This is a genomic window from Deinococcus marmoris (genome assembly GCF_001949125.1).
Classification (GTDB): Bacteria; Deinococcota; Deinococci; order Deinococcales; family Deinococcaceae; genus Deinococcus; species Deinococcus marmoris_A.
On record NZ_MSTI01000138.1, the window covers coordinates 1 to 20,656 of the forward strand.

Below are 20,656 nucleotides of genomic sequence, written 5' to 3' on the forward strand. Positions count from 1 at the left end.
GGGCCGGGCGGAGGCGGGGTGACGGCCCATCCCCCTGAAACCCTGTTGCCCGCCGAACTGTCCGCGAAAATCACCACGTTCGTGATCCGGCTGCGCGTGAAGCACGGCTTTCTGGTGGGACCGGGCGAGGCGGGCGACGCCTTGCGGGCCGCTGGCGTGGTGGACGTGCTGAGCAAACGCCAACTGCGCGACGCCCTGCGTGCCGTCCTGATTTCCCGCCCGGAGCAGGCCCGAATCTTTGACCACGAGTTCAACACCTTCTTTCGCGCGGAAGGCAGCCCTGCCCCGCCCGAACTGCCCCCGCTTCTGCCCGAAACCGAGGCCCCCGGCGCGGAACAGGAAACCGAGACGACTCCAAAAAAACAGCAGGATGGCGAGGGACAGGCGCCTGCCCCAGCCCCGCCCCAACCCGGTGGGGCACCGGAACTGACCACCGTGAAGGCCCAGCCGCAGAGTGAATCGAAGGATGACTCGGACGACTCTGGCGGCGACTTCCAGACCGTCCAGACTCGCCTCAGCCCGAACGCGGGAGCGGGGGGCGAGGTCCGCGCCGAAGAGGGGGATTTGCGGGAGCTGTTGCGCGCGGCCACGGCGCTGATCCGGGCGGTTGAGCTGGGGCGGTCCCGGCGACTCAGGCCAATGGCGCGGGGGCCGAAGCTGGATGCCCGCCGCACCCTGCGCGCCGCCGCCCGCACCGCAGGCGATCCGGCACTGCTGCGCTGGCTGGGCCGCCCGCGCCGCTCGCCGCGCTTTTTGCTGGTGCTGGACGGCAGCCGCAGCATGGGCCGCGACGCCACGCTGCTGCTGCGGTTTGCCCATGCGCTGTCTCTGCGAACGCGCCGGGTGGAGGTCTACGCCTTTTCCACTGGGCTGACCCGCCTGACCCCATACCTGCGCCACGCCCTGCCCGGCCAGCCGCTGACCCTGCCCGATCTGGGCGAGGCGTGGGGCGGCGGCACCCGCATCGGCGAGAATCTGCTGCAACTGGCCCGCCAGGAACGTGAAAGGGTCAACCGCGACACGCTGGTTTTGATTCTGAGCGACGGGCTGGACACAGGCGAGCCGGAGGTGCTGGAACGCGCCATGCGTGACCTGAAAGCGCGGGCGGGAAGGGTGATCTGGCTCTCGCCGCTGGCCGCACTTCCGGAGTATCAGCCGGTCCAGCGGGCGATTATGGCGGCGCTGCCCTATCTGGACGCTCTGCTGCCCGCCGGGGGAATGGAAGATTTGCAACGACTGGGCCGCCGCATTCAGCAGAGGAACTGAACCGCTAGCTTCAGGATGCTCGCCTGAACACCTTTTTCCACACCGCCCTCCGCATCCCCGCGAAGGTGAGGGAGAGCATTTTACTCTTCTGCCCGATTGAGATGGAGTCGCAGCTAAACCTGAGTCGAGTGGTTGACTTTAGATTAATTTTAGCTTAGCCTAAAATCCATGATAAGGACTTCTCAAGTTGTACTTCTGTCCGCCCTTCTCGCCGCCAGTGGCGTGGCCCAGGCCGCCCAGGGAGGCGAGAAGAAGACCGTCCTGACCACCTTTACCATCCTGGCCGACATGGCGCGCAACGTCGCGGGCGATCAGCTCAAGGTGGTGTCCATCACCAAGCCCGGCGCGGAAATTCACGGCTATCAGCCCACCCCCAGCGACATCGTCAACGCCCGTGGCGCGGACCTGATCCTCAACAACGGCCTGAATCTGGAACGCTGGTTCGAGAAATTTACCGGCCAACTGGGCGGCGGCAAGGCGATTCCCACCGTGATCCTGACCGAGGGCATCACGCCCATCAGCATCGCCTCGGACGCCTACAAGGGCAAGCCCAATCCGCACGCGTGGATGTCTCCCAAAAATGCGCTGATCTACGTGGAAAACATTCGCAAGGCGTTCGTGAAACTCGATCCGGCGGGCGCGAAGGTGTTCAACACCAACGCGAAAAAGTACAGCGATCAGATTCGCGCGGTGGACGCCCAGCTTCAGTCGAAACTCTCGGCGCTGCCCAGGAGCGAACGCGCACTGGTGACGTGTGAGGGGGCCTTCTCGTATCTGGCCCGCGATTACGGCCTCACCGAGCATTACCTGTGGCCGGTGAACGCCGAGTCCAGTCAGGGCACGCCGCGTCAGGTCAAGGAAGTGGTAGACGCGGTCCGCAACAACAAGATTCCCGCCGTGTTCTGCGAAAGCACCGTGCCGCTGAACGGCATGAAGCAGGTAGCAAAGGAGGCCGGGGCAAAGTTCGGCGGCGTGCTGTACGTGGACTCGTTGACCGATGCCAGGGGAGTGGTCCCCACCTACCTGATCCTGCTGCAAAAGGACGCCGACACCATCCTCAAGGGCCTGACCTCAAAATGATGGCCCTGGATGTTCACGATGTCAGCGTGGCCTACGGCGGCGGACGGCTGGCGATGCGGCAGGCCAGCCTGAAGGTCCGGGGCGGCAGCGTCTGCGGGCTGGTGGGCATGAACGGCGCGGGCAAAAGCACGCTGTTCAAGACCGTGATGGGCTTTATTCCGCCGCTGCGCGGAACGGTCCAGGTCTTTGAGCAACCGGTGATCCGCGCCCAGAAGGCCGGGCTGATCGCCTACGTGCCGCAAAGTGAGGACGTGGACTGGAACTTTCCGGTCAGCGTGCGCGAAGTGGTCATGATGGGCCGCCAGGGCAAGATGAACTGGCTGCGCCGCCCCAGCGCCATCGATGAAACGATGGTGGAAGAAAGCCTGGAACGCGTGGGCATGAGCGCCTTTGCTGAGCGGCAGATCGGCGAGCTGAGCGGCGGGCAGCGCAAACGCGCCTTTCTGGCCCGCGCGCTGGCCCAGGATGGCCGCCTGCTGCTGCTGGACGAACCCTTCGGCGGCGTGGACGTGGGCACCAGCGAGGCGATCATCAGCCTGATGGGCGAACTGCGCCGCGAGGGCCGCGCGATGCTGGTCAGCACCCACGATCTGGGCACGCTGGAAACGTTTTGCGACGAGGTGGCCCTGATCGCGGACCGCACCGTGCTGCTGTACGGCCCCACCGGGGAAGTCCTGACCGCCGACAATCTGGCCGCCACCTTCGGGGGCCGCTCGCCGCTGCACGCGCCCCCGCCCAAGCAACCCGCTCAACAGATGGAGGCCCGCCCATGAACCTGGAAGCTCTGCTGGCCCCGCTGCAATACGACTTCATGACCCGCGCCCTGCTGGTCAGCGCCCTGGTGGGGACGGTCTGCGCGGTGCTGTCGTGCTACGTGATCCTCAAGGGCTGGTCCCTGATGGGCGACGCCGTCTCGCACGCGGTCCTGCCCGGCGTGGTCATCTCGTACCTGCTGGGGTTGCCCTTCGTGATCGGGGCGTTTTTCTTCGGGCTGCTTACGGTCAGTGCCATCGGCTTTATCCAGTCGCGCTCGCGGGTCAAGGAGGATACGGTGATCGGGGTGGTCTTCACGGCGCTGTTTGCGCTGGGACTGGTGATGATCTCCAAAATTTCCAGCGAGGTCCACCTGAGCCACATCCTGTTCGGGGACGTGCTGGGCATCGGTGATTCGGAACTGTGGCAGACGGTGATTGCCGGGACCATTGCGCTGATCGTGACGCTGCTGCTGCGTAAGGATCTGCTGCTGTACGTCTTCGATCCCACGCACGCCCGCTCAATTGGCCTGAATACCGGCGTGCTGAACTATGTGCTGCTGACCATGCTGGCGCTGACCATCGTGACCGCGCTGCAAACCGTGGGCGTGATTCTGGTGGTCGCCATGCTGATCACGCCGGGGGCCACCGCCTACCTGCTGACCGACAAGTTCTCGAAGATGATGTGGATCGCTGTGGCGTGTGGCATCGGCTCGGCCATCATCGGCACCTACGGCAGCTACTTTCTGGACGGCGCGACGGGCGCATGCATCGTGCTGGTGCAGAGCATCTTCTTTTTGCTGGCCTTTATCTTTGCTCCCAAACATGGCCAGTTGGCCCGCCGCCGCCAGCAGATGGCCGAACGCGCCGACGAACTGGGCGAGGGTGGCCCGCCCGCCGCGCCGCGCCCGGTGCTGACGCGGGTACGGACCTCCAGCAAGGGTCAGGCTTCCGACTAGAGCTTGCCAGACCCTTCACCCAACCCCCTCACCTGCGGAGGGGCTTTTTATTGTGGTCGGCATTTGCACCTGCACCGTCGACCAAAAGCCGCCTTCATCCGTGGGCCGAGCGCTGCACAGGTGTTTCCCCCAGCAGCTCAGGCTTACGGCGTCGCCGGAACTGGCGCACCAGCAGGCGGCGTGGGCGGCACACCCTCTGGCACCTGATTCAGTTCGATGGTGTAGCCCAGCAGTTCGCGGCCCAGCAGCACGGTTCGCAGCACGCCGCTGATTTTCGTGCCGGTCAATGTGGCGTGCAGGTTGCCCCGGTGCTTGTCGCCGTTCTCGAACAGACCCAGTTCCAGCGCGCCGCCCGTGGCACTGCGCTTAAACGTGCCGCTGGCCGCATACGCCTTGCGGCTTTCCAGGTTGGTGATCACCCCGGTGGCGCGGCCCTCGCGTTCCTGCACGGTCAGGGTCAGGCGGTAGGGCACACGGCCCGTGCCGCCCACGCCAATGCCCTCATAGGTGCCGTTCACGGCGCGTTCCAGCGGGGTCAGCGGACTGATGTACGCTCCGAAGGCGCAGCCGCTGAGAACGGGGGGCAGCAGCAGCAGGGCGGCGGCAAGGGCACGAACAGGACGCATGGGGGGAGCCTAACGAGAACTCATGAAGCGTGTCTGATGCGCGCTGGCGGTTTTCTGCTCAGCCCTCTTCCAGCGGATAGGTGCGGGCAGCGCGCACGGCCAGCCAGATCAGGTAGCTGTAGAACACGCCGACGATGGCAAAGACCAGCCAGCCCGGAAAGTTGCCGATGTCGGCCAGCGCGAAGGCATCCGGGAAGCTCAGGATGTAGCCCTTGGGCTGTTCCAGATCCAGCTTGGCAAACCACGCCAGCAGCACCGCCGCGTAGATCCACAGGTAATTGCGGCCCAGCCGCCAGCCCAGCGCGTCGTTGCGGCTCATGGGGCTGCGCGGCTTGCTCAGTTCGGCCAGCAACAACTGATGCCAGCCGGGGTCCACGCGGTCTCCCAGCATGGCCGGGTAAAAAAAGCGCTCCATGATCCGCACGCGGTGGTGAGCGATCTCGTAGGTGCGGAAGCGGCGGGCTTCCAGGCGCAGAAAAAAGTAATTCATGAACATGGCGAACAGGAAGGTGGCGTGGCTGTTGCCCGCGTCCCCCAGCGCAAACGAGGCCAGACCCGCGCTGGTCACCACGGACCAGTTGGTGGTCATGTCCAGCCGCTGCCGCCACGCGGTCATCTTGCCGACTTCGGCGCGGTACAGGTGGATCAGCGCGTTGGCCTGGTTGGTGCTGTAACTGACCTCGGTCAGACCGGGGGCCAGCACCGCGCCCGGCCCGCCGCCTGCGCCTGGCATCAGCCCACGCCCTGAACGATGCTGCCCTGAATCATGACCCCTAGCGTAGCGCGTTCGCGCGGGCCTTTCGCCACCCTGCTCGCCTTTCTGCCCCCGCAACAGCCCTCAGCGTAAAAAGGGATTGCTGCGCCGTTCTGCCCCCACCGTGGTAACCCCGCCGTGGCCGGAGTAGACGGCGGTGGCGTTGGGCAGCGTCAGCAGTTCGCGTGTGATGCCCGCCAGCAGCGCGGCGTGATCGCCCCCAGGCAAGTCCGTGCGCCCAATTCCGCCCTGGAACAGCGTGTCCCCGGCCACCACCACGCCTTCCTCCCCGTCCGTTCCCGCCAGAAACACCACATGCCCCGGCGCGTGGCCCGGCAATTCGCGGGCGATCAGGGTCAGGTCGCCCGCCGTGAAGGTCTGGTCCTGCGCGATCTCGTGGTCCGGGGCTTCGGGCTGGATAAAGGGCAGATTCCACCTCTGCGCCGAGGCCGCGCCCAGGCCGTACAGCGGCAGATCGGCGGGGTGCAGCCATACTGGAACCCGCAACGCCTCGCGCACGGGCTGCACCGCCCCGATGTGATCGAAGTGCGCGTGCGTCAGCAGAATGCCGCGCACCGTCACCCCGGAATCGCGTACCAGAGCCAGAATCCTCTCTGCATCGTCGCCGGGATCGAAGAGGAAGCCCTCATTCTGTGCGCCCGCCACCAGCACGGCGTTTTCCTGCAAGGGGCCAGTGGGCAGGGACCACACGCGAACGGGACCATGAACGGAAGGCTGAAGCATGGGCGCAGTGTACTGGTCAAGCCCTCCCCTCCCCCCACCCCGTGAGGGTTCTGTCAGACCCCCCCCCATAAGCTGAGTTTCGTGAGTGGCCGCCTGATCTCTGAACCCCCTGCCAATGACCAGCACGGCGGCCTGGCCGGGCGGCGCAGGGCCTCGCGCAACACCCTGCGGACCCAGTTCGCACTCGTGATTTTCCTGCTGGCCTTCCTGCCCAATCTGGTCCTCACGCTGACCGCCCAGCCCAACCTCCCGGCGGGCGCACTGCTGGGCTGGATGCTGCTGGTGGGCGTGCTGTGCGGGATGGTGGGTTATGTTCTCAGCGGCGCGCTGCTGCGGCCCCTCAGCCGCCTTCAGGCCGAGGTGGAGGGCGGCGAACTGGGTGCCCACAGCGACGACCCGGCGGAAATCCTGCTGCTGCGCCGCGCCTTCTCGGACCTGCTGGGCCGCCTGGGCACCGAGCAGACGCGCCGCAACGCCTTCATGGCGACGCTGGTACATGACCTGAAAACCCCGCTGATCGCCGCCGGACACCTCACACACGCGCTGGTGAATCTGCCGCTGCCCGAAGCCGAGCGCAAGGAAGTAGGCACGCAGATGCAGGCCGAGACCGCCCGCCTGCTGGCGCTGGTGCAGCAGATGGCCGACGCCCACCGCTTCGAGCGCGAGGATGTGAGCATCCAGCCCGTTCCCACCGATCTGCGCGCCCTGCTGGACGGCGTGGCCCGCCGCGTGCAGCCGCAGGCCGAATGGGGCGGCCTGGAACTGACCGTGGACGGGCACGGCTACGCCCTGGCCGACGCCCCGGTGCTGGAGCGGGCCGTGACCAACCTGACCGAGAACGCCATCCGCTACGCCCACTCGAAGGTGGAACTGCGCGTCACCACAGACGGACTGGTGGTGGCCGACGACGGCCCCGGCCTAGGCGGCTCACTGGCGCAACTGGCACAGCCCTTCACCTCTCAGCCCACCACCATCGCCGGACAGCAGTACACCGCCGGAACCGCCGGACTGGGCCTGTTCATCGCCCGCCGCATTGCCGAGGCGCACGGCGGAGAGCTGCGCTACATCCACCAACCCCACGAGCTTCCTGACCCCAACCCTGCCGCTTCCCCACCCGCGTCCGCCCTGCCCACCGTCTTCACGCTGACTCTCCCGGAGGTCACCCCATGAAACTCGTAATTGCCGACGATCACCCGCTGTTCCGTATGGGCCTCAAGTACGCCCTGATGCACCAGGGCTTCGACGTGGTGGCCGAGGCCGCCGACGGCCTGAGCGCCCTGGACGCCTGCCGCACCCTGCAACCCGACGCCGCGCTGCTGGACATCAAGATGCCCGGCATGACCGGCATCGAGGTCTGCGAACGCCTGCGCATGACCCACCCCCAGGTCGTCAGCGTGCTGATCACCACCTTCGCCGAACCCGCCATCGTGCAGGCGGCGCGGGCTGCCGGGGCACGCGGTTATGTGAGCAAGGAAACCGATCCCGAGAGTCTGGCCCGCCAACTGCGCGACATCGTGGCCCATCCTGAAATTGACCGCCTGCCGCAGGTGGACGTACCCCGCCTGACCCCCCGCGAATCGGAAGTGCTGCCGCTGCTGGCCCAGGGCTACAGCAACAAGGAAATCGCCAAGAATCTGGGCGTCAGCCCCGACACCGTCAAGGACCATCTGGCCCGCCTGTACGCCAAGCTGGACGCTGGGGACCGCACCCAGGCCGTCAGCCGCGCCCGCTCGATTGGCCTGCTGCATTGAGGGCGGCGCAGAGTGTTGAACGGGGAGAGGGCTTGCACGCCTTCTCCCCCATTTTTGATTCGCCATTCCAGCCCGCTTGCCTCCCGGCATCCGCTACTCTGAGTCAACCATGCAAACCGCTCTGACCCGAACGCTGGCTCTCGCTTTCGCCATCGCCGCTGCCACCTTTACCAGCGCCCAGACCACACCCATTTTCGTTCAGCCGCCGCAACAGCAGACGCCGCAGGTGGTGCCGGGTGTGCCGCAGGTGGTCATTACGCCGACACCGCAGCCCACGCCAGACCGTTTTACCATCTGGGGCGGCGTGGGCACCGAGTTCTACGTGCTGCCAGGGGTGATGATCGGGGCCAGCGCGCCAGTGGGCCGTCTGGGCAAGGTGAATCTGGCCCTGCGCGCCAGTGCCGAGGCCCTGCTCATTCCGCTGCCGGACGCCAGTGGACCGTTGCCGTTCGTGAATGTGGATCTGTTGCTGTCGGGCAGTGGGCGCCGGCTGCGGGCTTACGGCGGCCCCAGCGTGGGGACCATCCCCGGCTTTGCCATCCTGCTCGGCGGCGTCGGGGGCGTGCGCGGCGACTTCGGCGCGGGACCGTGGGGCTACTTTGCCGAGGCCAAGGCGCGCGTCGGTTTTGGAGCGGCAGGCGGCGGCGGCACGGTGCTGGTTCTGCCAGGGGTGAATCTGGGGGTCACCTACCGCTTCTGAGGGCTATCTCAGCCCCCACGGCCTGAAACTGGGGCTTCGCTGCCCTGCCCGGACTGGTCTCCGGGCAATTTTTTTGTGCCTTCATACAGACTCCGATTAGAAGGTGTTGGAAGCACCTGAAAATCCGAGCGGAGCGAGTGGGAGAAAAACGGGTTCCGGGCATGGAGTGCGGGAATCGGCGCTGTCCCGATTTCTGCACGAAATAGACGGAATCCGTATCAATCCCGTCCGAAACTGGCAGCACTGGAATGGACCACAGGTGTTCATCCCGAACGGATTCCCACGTTTTCTGCTGGCTGTCGGAGACGGCACAGAAGGCCGCCTGAACTTCTTTGGCGTCTCGAATGAACATGCCGCCAGACGTGTATCCAGACAGAACCCCCACCACCGTTTCAGCCTCTGGTCATGCCCTGATCACGCCGGGGAGCGCAGGGTGATTGCACTCCAGCCGCACAGCGTGATCACCCTTCATGCTGACGGCCTGGGCACAGGAATGACACAGAGCCAGACTGCCATGCCCTGTCCGCTCTGCTTTCGCCCGCCCGCCCCAGCCATCAATGACCTGTTCAGGAGGCGTTCCCTATGTACATCCCCAGATTCCTACCGTCCCTCACTGCCGCCCTGATTCTGAGTGCGCTGCTCTCGGCCTGTGGGGGGTCTGATCCAGCCGCCCCCGCTGCGGCAGAGACAGACCCCTATGCGGGCGGCGCAGCGTACCCGTGGACCTACGCGGCCCCGTCGGGCCAGCTCAGCGCCCAGCGGCTGACGGCGGCCCTCAATACCCTGTCGTTTGAACCGCTGCTGGCCGCCACCAACGGCTGGGGACCCATTGAACTCGACCACAGCAACGGTGAGCAGCGGGCTGGAGACGGGCGAACATTGACCCTGGGCGGCGTCACCTACGCCGAAGGCTTCGGAACCCACGCGGGCAGTGAGATGCGGTTCTCGTTGCAGGGCCACAACGGGGCGCGCTGCACCCGCTTTACCTCCAGAATTGGCGTGGATGATGAGGTGGGCAACCGGGGCAGTGTGGTGTTTCAAGTCTTTCTGGACGGGGCACTGGCCTATAGCAGCGGGACCATGACCGGTGCCAGCGCAACCCGCAACATCGACCTGGACATCAGCGGCAGGGGCGAGTTGCGCCTGGTCGTCAAGGACGCGGGAGACGGCATCAACTCTGACCACGCCGACTGGGCCAATCCCCAGGTACGGTGCGAGAATGACCCTGGAGCCGATCTGCGCTATTCCTTCAGCTTTCCCAGGGGCATCAATGCCCGGTACGGCAAGACGGCCACGGCCATCCTGCGCGTCACCGATGAGCCGGGACACACCAGTGGCCCAGTCTCGTTCAAGCTCTCGGTGTTTAACTGGACCAGCCCCGGCGCTCCGCCCCTGCAACTGATTGAGCCGAACCGCGTCTACGATGCCACCACTCTTCCGGCAGAATTTCCTGTTCGCCTGCGCCTCAGAACGCCTTTCCCAGACGGTTTCACGCCGCCCACCGGAACGGTTGAAATTACCTTCGCGGCCAATCTGGAAGACCGGGGCTTTTTCAAGCGTGCCTCTCTGAACTGGAACGTCTTGCGCTAATACGGACTCCGATTGAAGGGTGTTGAAAACACCCGTAATCCGAGCGGAGCGAGCAGGAGAAAAACGGATTCCGGGCGTGGAGTGGAGGGATCGGCGCTGTTCCGATTCCTGCACGAAACAAACGGAATCCGTATAACTGCTTTCCCTCGTCCTGCGCCGTCAACCGCTGGCGGCGCACTTCACTGTCAACTCTGGGCATGGCCGACTCTGGACCTGTACCCTGAACCCCATGAGCGGCCCCTTTCTGCTGTCGGCGCGTGCGCTGAGCCTCAAGCCTTCCTCGACGGTGGCGGTCACCAGCCGCGCGCTGGAACTCAAGCGCGCCGGGGTAGACGTGATCAGCATGAGCGTGGGCGAGCCGGATTTCGACACGCCCGAGCATGTCAAAGCCGCTGCCATCCACGCCATCGAATCGGGGAAAACCAAGTACACCCCGGTCAGCGGCATTCCCGAACTGCGCGAGGCCATCAGCGCCAAATTCAAGCGCGAGAATGGGCTGGACCACGCGCCAGACGCGGTGACGGTGACTTCGGGCGGCAAGCAGGCGCTGTTCAACGCTTTCTTTGCCCTGCTCAATCCGGGTGACGAGGTGCTGATTCCCGCACCGTACTGGGTCAGCTACCCGGAAATGGTGGCGCTGACAGGGGCGTTTCCCGTGCCCGTGCCGACGCACGCGGCCAATGGCTTTCAGCTCGATCCGCAGGCGCTGGAGGCCCGCGTCACCCCCATGACCCGCATGATCGTGCTGAACAGCCCCGGCAACCCAACGGGCGCGGTGTTCCCGCCGGACGTGCTGAAAGCGGTGGCCGAAGTCGCCATGCGCCACAACCTGATGATCGTCACCGACGAGATGTACGAACATCTGGTCTACGACGCCCAGCAGGTCAGCATCGGCACCTTTGCGCCGGAGCATACGCTGACCGTCAACGGGGCCAGCAAGGCGTATGCCATGACGGGCTGGCGCATCGGCTACGCGGGCGGCCCGAAAGCGGTGATCGCCGCCATGAACGCCCTGCAATCGCAGAGTACGAGCAACGCCAGCAGCGTGTCCCAGTACGCCGCCCTGGCCGCCTTCCAGCAGCACGAGGAAACCACGCAGTTTATCGGGATGGCGCTCAAGGCTTACCGCCAGCGCCGGGACCGCATCGTGGCCGGGCTGAACGCGCTGGGCCTCAAGACGCCCACGCCACAGGGAGCCTTTTACGTGATGGCCGACACCACGCGTATTCACCCGGACGAGTTGGAGGCGGCCCGCATCATCCTCGACGACGCGCGGGTGGCCGTGGTTCCCGGCACGGATTTCGCCGCCCCAGGTCAGGTGAGGCTGAGCTATGCGACGAGCATGGACAACATCGAGGAAGTGCTGCGGCGGCTGGATGAGTTGCTGCAAAAGCGGGCGCAGAAGGAGTGAGGATTCTGGGGTTGTCAGGCAATCTGCGCGCCGCTTCAGCTCACACGGCGCTTTTGCACGCGGCGGCGCAAACAGCTCCGGCTGGGGTGGAGATGACGGTTTTTGACGGCCTGGGCCGCCTCCCCCATTTCAATCCAGACATTGAAGATCAGGAGATTGCCTCCGCACCGCCCTGAATGCCGCAGACGCCGTGCTGATCGCCTGCCCGGAGTACGCGCATGGGTTGCCGGGGGCCTTCAAAAACGCGCTGGACTGGGTGGTGGGGAGCGGCGAAATGAGCGGCAAGCTGGTGCTGGCACTCAATACCTCAGCCAGATTGATTCACGCCCCCGCGCAACTGGCCGAAATTTTGCGAACGATGGACGCGTGGGTGCTGGACGCCGTACTGATCGAGGTGCCGCGTCAGGCCAGAGACGTGCTGGATGTGCCGGGAGTCGCTGAAGCTTTGCAGGAAATATGGCGCAGCCTCTTCCAGACGGCCAGCGGGGCCGACGCTCTGGCCTGAACGCCCCTGCTTTCGCCACAGCCCACAACCCAATCCTCTACACTGCGCCCCAATGGCTCTGGTGGTGATGGCGACAGGTGGAACGGGCGGACACATTTACCCGGCGGTGGCAACCGCGCACGAACTCATTTCGCGCGGGCACGCGGCCCTGATTCTGGGCCAGCGCGGCGGCATGGAGGAACGCATCGCCGCCGATCACGGCCTGCTGTTTCAGGGCGTGGACGCGGGCAAGCTGGCCCGCAGCGGACAGGGCCGCCCGGACCCGCGCGAGCTGATCCGCGCCGGACAGGGCATCGCACAGGCGCGGGCGGTGCTGTCCAAACTGAAGCCCGGCGCGGTGGTGGGCTACGGCGGCTTTGCCAGCCTGCCGGGAGTGCTGGCCGCCCAGAGCCTGCGGATTCCCACCGTGCTGCACGAACAGAACGCCCGGCTGGGATTGACCCAACGACTGGCGGTGCGGCAGGCAAAAGCGGTGGGCACCGCCTATGAGCGGGTGCTGGGCCTGGACCCCCGCAAGGCGACGATGGTGGGCATGCCGGTGCGTGAGGAGCGCATGGACCGCATGACGGCGCTGGACCGCCTGAAACTGCGCGTCGGCCCGCTGACCATTCTGGTGATGGGCGGCTCGCAGGGTTCGCTGTTTCTGAACAACAACGTCCCCGATACGCTGCGCAACATCCTGGGCACCGAGGGCCTGCTGGAAAGCGGCTCGGCGGCCACCACCGCCCGCATCGACCTGCAATTCGAGCCACAGGGAGACCGCGATCTGTTCCGCGATCTGGTCTCCGAGGCGGTGGGCAGCGAGGCCATTCAGGTGATCCACTCCACCGGGCCGCGCTGGTTTCCCGAGGTGGCCTCGCGCGTGCAGGACATGGACTGGTATCACGCCACGGGATTTGTGGACGCGGTGGCGGCGTGGTCTGCGGCGGACCTGGCGATCACGCGGGCGGGCACCGGCACGCTGGCCGAGGCGGCGTTTCATGGCGTGCCCACCATCATGGTGCCGCTGCCCGAATCGGCGGAGAACCACCAGTTCCACAACGCCAGCATGGTGCAGGAGGCGGGGGCCGGAATCCTGGTAGAACAGTCGCGTGTGAACGCCGATCTGGGGGCGGCAGTGTTACAGTGTTCCTCGCCCGCCGCCCGCGCCGAAATGCGCGACGCGGCGCTGGGACGCTCCCCGGTGGGCGCAGCCGGACGCTTCGCGGACCTGATCGAAGGCGTGTTGCGCTGATGGCCCCACCTCCTTCTGACATGACTGATTCTTCTTCCACGACCACACCCCTGCACTACCACCTGATGGGCATCGGCGGCATCGGCATGAGCGCCTTTGCCCGCCTGCTGGTGGCGCGTGGCGCGCGGGTCAGCGGCTGCGACGAGAGCAGCACCGAACTGACCGCCCAACTCCAGGCCGAGGGGATCGCGGTAGAGTCCGGCCACGCGGCGGCGCATGTGACCACCGAACCCCACGGCAAAATCGACGTGCTGGTGGCCTCTGAAGCCGTGCCGAAAGATCACCCGGAACTGGTGGCCGCACGCGCTGCGGGCATCGAGGTCCGCCCGCGCATGGCGCTGCTGGACGAACTGCTGCGCGCAGGCCCCAGCATCGGCGTGATCGGCACGCACGGCAAGACCACCACCACCAGCATGATCGCCGTGGCGCTGGCCGGGGCCGGGCTGGACCCGTCCGCCTTCGTGGGCGGCATCGTGCCGGAATTTGGCAGCAATGCCCGCGTGGGCGCTGGCCCCTTCGTGGCCGAGGTGGACGAGTCGGACCGCGCCTTTGCCGAACTGGGCAGCGAAACCGCCGTGTTCACCAACGCCGAGGATGACCATGTGGGCGGCAACCAGGCCACCTACTGGGCCACCGTGGAGGAACAGCACGCCGGATTCGCGCGCTACGTGGCGCAGTCGGGGCGGGTTCTGTTGTGCGCCGATTGGCCGGGGCTGGCCGAGCTGTGCGTCGGGGCAAAAGAGATTCTCAGTTACGGGCAAGCGGAAGAGGCCGATTACCGCGCCGTGAACGTGCGCCCGGACCCGGACGGCACATCATTCACCATTCTTTTCAGGGGCGAGACGCTGGGCGAGGCGCGCGTGGGATTGCCAGGACTGCACAACGTTCTCAACGCGCTGGCGGCGCTGGCCGTCAACCATCTGTACGGCGGGGAGTTTGGGCCAGCCGCCGCTGCCCTGGCGGCCTTCGGGGGACCGGGGAGACGCTGGCAGCGCATCGGCACCCTGAACGGGGCGCTGGTCATCGACGATTACGCGCACAACGCCACCAAAGTCGCCGCCGCCGTGCAGGCCGCGCGCCAGACCGGGCGGCGCGTGCGGGTGGTCTTCCAGCCGCACCGCTACCTGCGAACTCAGCAGAGCTGGCCCCGGCTGGCCGACGCCCTGATGGACGCCGACGAGGTGCTGCTGCTGGATATCGCCGCCGCTTCCGAGCCGCCCATCGAGGGCATCCACGCCACGCTGATCTCGGACCGGATGGCGGGGAACGGACATACGGGCATCCGTTATCTGCCGGACCGCGCCGAGGTGCTGAGCGTGCTGCGCCAGTCGGCGCAGTCCGGCGACATCATCGTGACGATGGGCGCGGGCGACGTGTGGAAGCTCTCGCGTGAGCTGGTAGAACCGGAAGCTGGCGGGGTGTCGGGGTGACCGCCGACTTCCAGAGCAAAGACTTCCAGAGCAAAACGGGCGCGCGGGTGGAACTCCTGCCCCTGGCCCGCTTCACGACGCTGGGCGTGGGCGGCGAGGCCGAGGTCTGGTTCGTCTCCAATCACGAGCAACTGGCCGAGGCGATGGCGCAGCCGTACCGCATCCTGGGCGGCGGCAGCAATCTGGTGATTGCCGACGCGGGCGTGCCTGAGCGTGTGATCCGCCTGAGCGGTCCACTGGCCGAGCGTGACCTGACCCCGGACCCTGAATTGAGCGGTGGCGACGGGATCGTGACCGGCTGGGTGGGCGGCGGCGTGCCCCTGCCCGGACTGGTCCGCGCGCTGCAAAAGCTGGGCTACAGCAATCTGGAAGGCACCGTGGGGATTCCCGCGCAGGTGGGCGGCGCGGTGTGGATGAACGCCGGAACCCGCTACGGCGAGATGTTCGACGGCCTGCACACGCTGGAAATCGCCACACCGGACGGGCTGAAGGTGGTCACCCCGGATGATCTACGCTGGGGCTACCGCGACAGCGGCATTCCCCGCAACCACATCGTCACGCGGGTGCGCCTGAAGTTGCAACGCACCGCGCCCGAGGACGTGCTGGCGAGGATGACGCTGGCCGACACCGCCCGCAAGGGCCAGCCCAAGATGAAAACGCCTGGCTGCGCCTTCAAAAACCCCGGCGGCGTGGGGGCCGGACGGCTGATCGACGAGGCCGGGCTGAAGGGAACGCGGGTGGGGAATGCCCTGATCGCCCCCGAACACGCCAACTTCATCGTCAATCTGGGCGGCGCGACGGCTGCCGATGTTCACGCTCTGCTTGACCTGATCCGCGAGCGGGTGGGTGTGCCGTTGGAGCTGGAATACGAGTTGTGGCCGGGTGAGGCCGACAGGTCTGCCACCCCCGTCGCGGCATCGCAGTGGGCAGCGGAACCGGAATGAATACCGAAGTGAACGAGGTGCCCGACTCTGCGCCGCAGGAGCCTGCCCCCGCCGCCGCTTCCATCTCGACACTGCGCCCGCCCGCCCGCCGCCGCTGGTGGTGGATCGGCGGTGGGGTGGTGCTGGCCGGAGCGCTGGCCGCGAGCTGGTTCGCGCTGCCCATCCGCACCGTCGAAGTGACCGGCGAGCAACACCTGGACGCCGGGCAGGTGCGCGAGCTGGCGGGCCTGACCCCGGACTTCGGCTGGCTTTACTACGGGGCATGGCGGGCGCGCGGGTTGCTGGCCGATCCCTGGGTTCTCTCGGCGGCGGTCACGCGGCGTTTTCCCGACATGGTGACCGTGCAGGTCAACGAGCGCAGGCCCGTGGCACGCTGGCAGAAAGCAAACGGGACCGTGGTGGGTCTGGCACTGGACAGTACTGTGCTGCCCACCACACCCGAGGAAAACGCCGGACTGGCCGCCCTTCCCCTGATCCAGGGCTGGGGGCCGTCCCGGCTGGGCGACGCCCTGAAGGTGTTGGGCGCTCTGGGCGGTTACAATGTAGAGTCGGTGGCCTACACGCCAACCGGACTCCGGGTTAAACTGCCCGCTGGGTCGGTCTGGAGCGGCGACCTCAAATCCTTACTTAAGTATGCTGGGAGCATCGGCATGTATCCAAAACAGAACATCAACATCTACCCCTGGGGGGTGAGCGTCCAGGAATGAAGGACAACACGATCATCGTGGGCCTGGACATCGGGACCACCAAAATTACCACTGTCATCGGCGAGATCGGCTCGGGCGGCGGCATCGACATCATCGGCGAGGGCAGCGTGCCCAGCGAGGGCATGAAGCGCGGCAGCGTGGTCAACCTGGAACGCGCCACCCACGCCATCAAACAATCTGTGCTGGCCGCCGAACGGGTGGCCGGGGTCAAGGTCAGCAGCGTGTACGTCTGCGTTGCGGGCAACCACGCCAAGGCCATTACCAGCCACGGTCTGGCCGCCATCCGGCGCAATCAGGAAATCGGGCAGCCGGACGTGGACCGCGCCATCGAAAACGCCCGCGCCGTGCCGCTGGACCCCAACCTCGAAATCATCCATACGTTGCCGCAGGAATACGTGGTAGACGGACAGGAAGGGATCAAGAGTGCGGTGGGCATGCACGGCGTGCGGCTGGAAGTGGACGTGCATATCGTGGCCGGGACTGCCGGGCCGCTGCTGAACCTGCGCCGCTGCGTGCAGGAGGCGGGCCTTCAGGTCGAGGGCTTCGTGCTGCATGTGCTGGCCTCCGGGCTGGCCACACTCGAAGCGCTGGAGCAGACCCAGACGGTCATCGTGATCGACATGGGCGGCGGCACCACCGATATCGGGGTGTTCAAGCGCGGCAATCTGGCGCACTCGGCCACTATTCCCATCGGCGGCGAACACGTCACGGCGGACCTGGCACAGATCCTCAAGATCCCCATGGAGGAAGCCGAGAACGTCAAGAAGCGCTACGGCTCGGCCCTGCCTGATCTGGCCGATCAGGACCTGACGCTGGAGATCACCACCGCCTCAGGCAGCACCCACGCCATCAGCGCCTTCGAGCTGTCGCGCATCATCAAGCCGCGCCTCTCGGAGATCTTCTCGATGATCCGCGAGGAGATCGACCACACCCTCGGCCCCGCCGAACTGGTGGCGCAGGGCGTGGTCCTGACCGGCGGCGCATCGCTTTTGCGCGGCACGGTGGAACTGGCCCGTGACCGCTTCCGCCTGCCCGTGCGGATCGGGCGTCCGCGCGGCATCGGCGGTCTGACCGATATCGTCGGCGGCCCCGAACATGCCGCCAGCGTGGGGCTGGTGCTGTACAGCCTGGGCGAGGACGGACGCATTCCGCAGATCGTGTTTCAGGAAAAGGAGCCGGAAAAGGCCGCCGAACCCCAGGATCCGATCATCAAAAGCACCACCCAGCCCAAGACCACGCCCAAGCCGAATCCCATTCCCACCAAGACCACCCAGGGGGATGCGGGTTCAGGCCTGCTGGGCCGGGTCCGCAACTGGCTCAAGGAATGGACCTGAGATGACAGGGGTACGGATACCAGAGGCAGGGTAAAGACGTGTGAGAGCTGATTTTCTTCAGTTCTCGCCTTCCTTTATCTGGCCCGTCAACCCTCGCCGCCGCATCCTGTGCGAAACCTCGCATAAAGGTGCGCTAAACTACCACCAACCCAGAAAGCGACCTCTCCTCTGCCCAGCAGGCTGGGATGAGGCAAGGAGAAGATGAGATGCAAGCGGCCAGAATTCGCGTGATCGGCTTGGGCGGGGCAGGCAACAATGCCGTTAACCGCATGATTGAATCGGGACTCGAAGGCGTGGAGTTTATCGCCGGGAACACGGACGCCCAGGTGCTGGCCAAAAGCCACGCCGAGATCCGTATTCAACTGGGTGACCGCCTGACGCGCGGGCTGGGCGCGGGCGCGGACCCCGACGTGGGCGAGAAGGCCGCGCTGGAAGACCGCGAACACATCAAGGAATATCTGGGCGGCACCGACATGCTATTCATCACGGCGGGCATGGGCGGCGGCACCGGCACCGGCTCTGCACCCGTGGTGGCGCAGATCGCCCGCGAGATGGGCATTCTGACGGTGGCCATCGTGACCCGCCCCTTCCGTTTTGAAGGCCCCAAGCGTCTGCGGATCGCCGAGGAAGGCATCAGCAAGCTGGCCGACGCGGTGGACGGCATGATCGTGGTGGACAACGAGAAACTGTTGACTGCCGTGGACAAGAAGGTCTCCTTCCGCGAGGCGTTCCTGATCGCGGACCGCGTGCTGTACTACGGCGTCAAGGGCATCAGCGACGTGATCAATGTCGAGGGCATGATCAACCTGGATTTCGCGGACGTGCGCAACCTGCTGTCCAACAGCGGCACGGTCCTGATGGGCATCGGCGCGGGCCGGGGCGAGAAGGTTTCCGAGGAAGCCGCCATGAGCGCCATCCACAGCCCGCTGCTGGAACGCGGCATCGAGGGTGCGCGCCGCATTCTGGTCAACGTGACGGGCAGCTATGACCTGAGCATGACCGACGCCAACGACATCGTCGAGAAGATCCGTCAGGCCACCGGTTTCGAGGACCCCGACATCCTGTTCGGCATCACGCCCGACGAGGCGGCAGGCGACGAGGTGCGCGTGACCGTGATCGCCACCGGCTTCAACGAGACGCCCATGAGCATCGCCAGCGGCGGCGCACGTAGCGGCATTCCCGAGACCATCCGTCCGGTGCGCGGCAACGGCAGCAGCTACGATCCCAAGGATTACGACATCCCCGCCTTCCTGCGGAACGTCGAGCGCGAGTAAAGTACAGGATCAGAGCAGAGGCCGGGGCAGATCGCTCCGGCCTTCTTGCATTGTCGAAGGCGATTGACGTCGAAACTGATCCATGATGTGCAAAGTAACAAAGCTGGCAATCATTCAGCAAAGTCGGACCCTGACATACAGCGACGGCCTGACACTCAAAAGACGTGTCAGAGCGAATAAAACAGCGACTCCCGCATCGTCGCAAATGATCTGAAAACATGTCATTTGTCGGCCTCGGTCTATGGCAAAATTCTGTCTTTATTTGACACGACAGACGAAACTCGTTAGGGTAACAGAATCTGTTTTCAACTGATTCCGGCCTCTTCAATTTCGGCCTGTATATAGATCAGACCGAATTTTTCCATGTTGAAGCCGGATCTCCTGGAGGAACAAATGAAAAAAATGACCTTGAATCTGATTACCCTGGGCCTTCTCGCTACTGGTGTGGCGGGCGCGCAGACCACCATCAAGATCGCCAGTCTCTCACCGCTGTCGGGCAGCCAGAGCTTTACCGGCACGCTGGTCAAGAACGGCGCGCAACTGGCCGTCGACGAGCAGAAGGCCGCCTTCAAGAAGATGGGCTTCGATCTGCAATTTGTCGGCTATGACGATCAGGCAGACCCGGCCACCGGCACGGCGGCGGCGCGCAAGATCGCCTCGGACCGCGCGATTCTGGGCGTGGTGGGCACCATGAACAGCGGCGTGGCGATTCCGGCCAGCGAGGCGCTGAAGGCCAGCCACGTCACGATGGTCAGCCCGGCAGTGACCGCCAACGAGGTCACGGACCGGGGCCTGCCCAACATGAACCGCATCGTGGCCCGCAACGACGCCCAGGGACCGGCAGGCGCGGAGTTCATGATGAACGAGCTGAAGGCCAAGTCGGTCTACATCCTGAACGACAAGACCTCTTACGGTGAGGGACTGGCCGCCGAGGTCGAGAAGACCCTCAAGGCGGGCGGGGCCAAGGTGGTCGTCAACGAGGGCACCGAGGAAAAGAGCGACTTTTCCAGCATCATCGCCAAGATCAAGTTGCAGAAGCCGGACGCGGTGTATTTCGGCGGCATCTACACCCAGATCGGCATCTTCATCCGGCAGTTGCGTGACGCGGGCATCAACATTCCCGTCGTCGGCGGTGACGGCCTGGACAGCACCGAGCTGGCCGTGATCGCGGCCAAGGGTGCCAATAACATCTACTACACCACCATCGTCGCGCCGCTGGAGTCGCTACCCGCCGCCAAGACCTTCACAACCAACTACCGCAAGGCATTCAAAACCGTGCCCGCCGGGTACGCCGCGTTCTCCTACGACTCGGCCAACGTGATCGCCCAGGGCATTCTGGACGCGGCCAAGGCCAACGGCGGCAAGCTGCCCAGCCGCACGCAGGTGGAAACGGCCATCCGCAAGGGCAGCTTCAAGGGCCTGCTGTCGGGTGACGTGACCTTCAATAGCGTCGGGGACCGCAACTCGGTCACGCTGTACATCATGAAGGTGGACGCGGGCAAACAGAGCCTGTCGGCGCAGTCCACGGTCAAGCCGCCCCAGAAGTAAGCGGCATACCAGAGAGGCGGGGCGTGGGGAAGATGGTTTCCCTGCGC

At 65.6% G+C, this 20,656-nt stretch carries 21 protein-coding genes; 18 read left to right on the forward strand and 3 right to left on the reverse strand.

Features of this window, described 5'->3' with window-relative positions; genetic code table 11:
* Positions 1-96: 96 nt before the first annotated feature.
* The 4 genes from BOO71_RS19760 to BOO71_RS19775 all read left to right on the forward strand — a co-directional run bounded on the left by BOO71_RS19760 (position 97) and on the right by BOO71_RS19775 (position 4,057).
* Positions 97-1,266, forward strand: a complete 1,170-nt coding sequence (locus BOO71_RS19760; RefSeq protein WP_439823033.1) for a vWA domain-containing protein — start codon at positions 97-99, stop codon at positions 1,264-1,266.
* 168 nt (positions 1,267-1,434) lie between these two features.
* Positions 1,435-2,346 (forward strand): metal ABC transporter substrate-binding protein, encoded by a 912-nt coding sequence (locus BOO71_RS19765; RefSeq protein WP_083653666.1) that lies wholly within the window; start codon positions 1,435-1,437, stop codon positions 2,344-2,346.
* Positions 2,346-3,119, forward strand: a complete 774-nt coding sequence (locus BOO71_RS19770; RefSeq protein WP_217694917.1) for a metal ABC transporter ATP-binding protein — start codon at positions 2,346-2,348, stop codon at positions 3,117-3,119. Before BOO71_RS19765 ends, BOO71_RS19770 begins: the two co-directional genes overlap by 1 nt.
* Positions 3,116-4,057: a metal ABC transporter permease gene (locus BOO71_RS19775; RefSeq protein WP_075835304.1), complete on the forward strand. Its 942-nt coding sequence runs from the start codon at positions 3,116-3,118 to the stop codon at positions 4,055-4,057. The genes BOO71_RS19770 and BOO71_RS19775 overlap by 4 nt, the downstream gene beginning before the upstream one ends.
* A 143-nt stretch (positions 4,058-4,200) precedes the next feature.
* Here BOO71_RS19775 and BOO71_RS19780 read toward each other — a convergent pair whose 3' ends face one another.
* The 3 genes from BOO71_RS19780 to BOO71_RS19790 form a co-directional block, all read right to left on the reverse strand.
* The gene (locus tag BOO71_RS19780; RefSeq protein ID WP_075835306.1) at positions 4,201-4,683 is read right to left on the reverse strand and encodes a hypothetical protein; all 483 of its coding nucleotides are present in this window, start codon (positions 4,681-4,683) and stop codon (positions 4,201-4,203) included.
* Between the two features lie 58 nt (positions 4,684-4,741).
* The gene (locus tag BOO71_RS19785; protein WP_075835308.1) at positions 4,742-5,416 is read right to left on the reverse strand and encodes a DUF2270 domain-containing protein; all 675 of its coding nucleotides are present in this window, start codon (positions 5,414-5,416) and stop codon (positions 4,742-4,744) included.
* Between the two features lie 105 nt (positions 5,417-5,521).
* A complete protein-coding gene (locus BOO71_RS19790; protein WP_075835310.1) occupies positions 5,522-6,181 on the reverse strand; it encodes an MBL fold metallo-hydrolase in 660 nt (219 codons plus the stop codon).
* An 81-nt stretch (positions 6,182-6,262) separates the two neighbouring features.
* On the opposite strand from BOO71_RS19790, the gene BOO71_RS19795 reads away from it, so the two are divergent.
* The 14 genes from BOO71_RS19795 (at position 6,263) to BOO71_RS19855 (ending at position 20,609) form a co-directional block, all read left to right on the forward strand.
* Complete coding sequence (locus BOO71_RS19795; protein WP_439823032.1) at positions 6,263-7,351, forward strand: sensor histidine kinase; 1,089 nt, start codon at positions 6,263-6,265, stop codon at positions 7,349-7,351.
* Positions 7,348-7,932: a response regulator transcription factor gene (locus BOO71_RS19800; RefSeq protein ID WP_075835311.1), complete on the forward strand. Its 585-nt coding sequence runs from the start codon at positions 7,348-7,350 to the stop codon at positions 7,930-7,932. Before BOO71_RS19795 ends, BOO71_RS19800 begins: the two co-directional genes overlap by 4 nt.
* A 109-nt stretch (positions 7,933-8,041) precedes the next feature.
* The gene (locus BOO71_RS19805; protein ID WP_075835313.1) at positions 8,042-8,632 is read left to right on the forward strand and encodes a hypothetical protein; all 591 of its coding nucleotides are present in this window, start codon (positions 8,042-8,044) and stop codon (positions 8,630-8,632) included.
* A gap of 582 nt (positions 8,633-9,214) precedes the next feature.
* Complete coding sequence (locus BOO71_RS19810; protein WP_083653667.1) at positions 9,215-10,222, forward strand: NPCBM/NEW2 domain-containing protein; 1,008 nt, start codon at positions 9,215-9,217, stop codon at positions 10,220-10,222.
* 229 nt (positions 10,223-10,451) lie between these two features.
* Positions 10,452-11,633 (forward strand): pyridoxal phosphate-dependent aminotransferase, encoded by a 1,182-nt coding sequence (locus tag BOO71_RS19815; RefSeq protein ID WP_075835315.1) that lies wholly within the window; start codon positions 10,452-10,454, stop codon positions 11,631-11,633.
* Positions 11,630-11,809, forward strand: a complete 180-nt coding sequence (locus BOO71_RS29220; protein WP_083653668.1) for an NAD(P)H-dependent oxidoreductase — start codon at positions 11,630-11,632, stop codon at positions 11,807-11,809. Before BOO71_RS19815 ends, BOO71_RS29220 begins: the two co-directional genes overlap by 4 nt.
* Positions 11,806-12,138 carry an NADPH-dependent FMN reductase gene (locus tag BOO71_RS19820; RefSeq protein WP_083653669.1) on the forward strand — a complete coding sequence of 111 codons (333 nt, stop codon included), beginning with the start codon at positions 11,806-11,808 and terminating at the stop codon, positions 12,136-12,138. Before BOO71_RS29220 ends, BOO71_RS19820 begins: the two co-directional genes overlap by 4 nt.
* Positions 12,139-12,190: 52 nt before the next feature.
* Positions 12,191-13,372, forward strand: a complete 1,182-nt coding sequence (murG, locus tag BOO71_RS19825; protein ID WP_075835317.1) for an undecaprenyldiphospho-muramoylpentapeptide beta-N-acetylglucosaminyltransferase — start codon at positions 12,191-12,193, stop codon at positions 13,370-13,372.
* A 20-nt stretch (positions 13,373-13,392) separates the two neighbouring features.
* A complete protein-coding gene (gene murC, locus BOO71_RS19830; RefSeq protein ID WP_075835318.1) occupies positions 13,393-14,802 on the forward strand; it encodes a UDP-N-acetylmuramate--L-alanine ligase in 1,410 nt (469 codons plus the stop codon).
* The gene (locus BOO71_RS19835) at positions 14,799-15,746 is read left to right on the forward strand and encodes a UDP-N-acetylmuramate dehydrogenase (RefSeq protein WP_075835320.1); all 948 of its coding nucleotides are present in this window, start codon (positions 14,799-14,801) and stop codon (positions 15,744-15,746) included. The genes murC and BOO71_RS19835 overlap by 4 nt, the downstream gene beginning before the upstream one ends.
* Complete coding sequence (locus tag BOO71_RS19840; RefSeq protein ID WP_083653670.1) at positions 15,743-16,453, forward strand: cell division protein FtsQ/DivIB; 711 nt, start codon at positions 15,743-15,745, stop codon at positions 16,451-16,453. Before BOO71_RS19835 ends, BOO71_RS19840 begins: the two co-directional genes overlap by 4 nt.
* Complete coding sequence (gene ftsA, locus BOO71_RS19845; protein WP_075835321.1) at positions 16,450-17,787, forward strand: cell division protein FtsA; 1,338 nt, start codon at positions 16,450-16,452, stop codon at positions 17,785-17,787. Before BOO71_RS19840 ends, ftsA begins: the two co-directional genes overlap by 4 nt.
* 206 nt (positions 17,788-17,993) lie before the next feature.
* Positions 17,994-19,061 carry a cell division protein FtsZ gene (gene ftsZ / locus BOO71_RS19850; protein ID WP_254843226.1) on the forward strand — a complete coding sequence of 356 codons (1,068 nt, stop codon included), beginning with the start codon at positions 17,994-17,996 and terminating at the stop codon, positions 19,059-19,061.
* Between the two features lie 393 nt (positions 19,062-19,454).
* Positions 19,455-20,609, forward strand: a complete 1,155-nt coding sequence (locus BOO71_RS19855; protein ID WP_075835325.1) for a branched-chain amino acid ABC transporter substrate-binding protein — start codon at positions 19,455-19,457, stop codon at positions 20,607-20,609.
* Positions 20,610-20,656: the final 47 nt, after the last annotated feature.

Excerpts from the sequence above, each read along its gene's own strand:
- BOO71_RS19800 (WP_075835311.1), top strand. The coding sequence starts at position 7,348 with ATGAAACTCGTAATTGCCGACGATCACCCGCTGTTCCGTATGGGCCTC.
- BOO71_RS19770 (WP_217694917.1), top strand. The coding sequence starts at position 2,346 with ATGGCCCTGGATGTTCACGATGTCAGCGTGGCCTACGGCGGCGGACGG.
- murG (WP_075835317.1), top strand. The coding sequence starts at position 12,191 with ATGGCTCTGGTGGTGATGGCGACAGGTGGAACGGGCGGACACATTTAC.
- BOO71_RS19810 (WP_083653667.1), top strand. The coding sequence starts at position 9,215 with ATGTACATCCCCAGATTCCTACCGTCCCTCACTGCCGCCCTGATTCTG.
- BOO71_RS19775 (WP_075835304.1), top strand. The coding sequence starts at position 3,116 with ATGAACCTGGAAGCTCTGCTGGCCCCGCTGCAATACGACTTCATGACC.
- BOO71_RS19855 (WP_075835325.1), top strand. The coding sequence starts at position 19,455 with ATGAAAAAAATGACCTTGAATCTGATTACCCTGGGCCTTCTCGCTACT.
- ftsA (WP_075835321.1), top strand. The coding sequence starts at position 16,450 with ATGAAGGACAACACGATCATCGTGGGCCTGGACATCGGGACCACCAAA.
- BOO71_RS19805 (WP_075835313.1), top strand. The coding sequence starts at position 8,042 with ATGCAAACCGCTCTGACCCGAACGCTGGCTCTCGCTTTCGCCATCGCC.
- BOO71_RS19790 (WP_075835310.1), bottom strand. The coding sequence starts at position 6,181 with ATGCTTCAGCCTTCCGTTCATGGTCCCGTTCGCGTGTGGTCCCTGCCC.
- BOO71_RS19780 (WP_075835306.1), bottom strand. The coding sequence starts at position 4,683 with ATGCGTCCTGTTCGTGCCCTTGCCGCCGCCCTGCTGCTGCTGCCCCCC.
- BOO71_RS19815 (WP_075835315.1), top strand. The coding sequence starts at position 10,452 with ATGAGCGGCCCCTTTCTGCTGTCGGCGCGTGCGCTGAGCCTCAAGCCT.
- murC (WP_075835318.1), top strand. The coding sequence starts at position 13,393 with ATGACTGATTCTTCTTCCACGACCACACCCCTGCACTACCACCTGATG.
- BOO71_RS19785 (WP_075835308.1), bottom strand. The coding sequence starts at position 5,416 with ATGCCAGGCGCAGGCGGCGGGCCGGGCGCGGTGCTGGCCCCCGGTCTG.
- BOO71_RS19765 (WP_083653666.1), top strand. The coding sequence starts at position 1,435 with ATGATAAGGACTTCTCAAGTTGTACTTCTGTCCGCCCTTCTCGCCGCC.
- ftsZ (WP_254843226.1), top strand. The coding sequence starts at position 17,994 with ATGCAAGCGGCCAGAATTCGCGTGATCGGCTTGGGCGGGGCAGGCAAC.
- BOO71_RS19840 (WP_083653670.1), top strand. The coding sequence starts at position 15,743 with ATGAATACCGAAGTGAACGAGGTGCCCGACTCTGCGCCGCAGGAGCCT.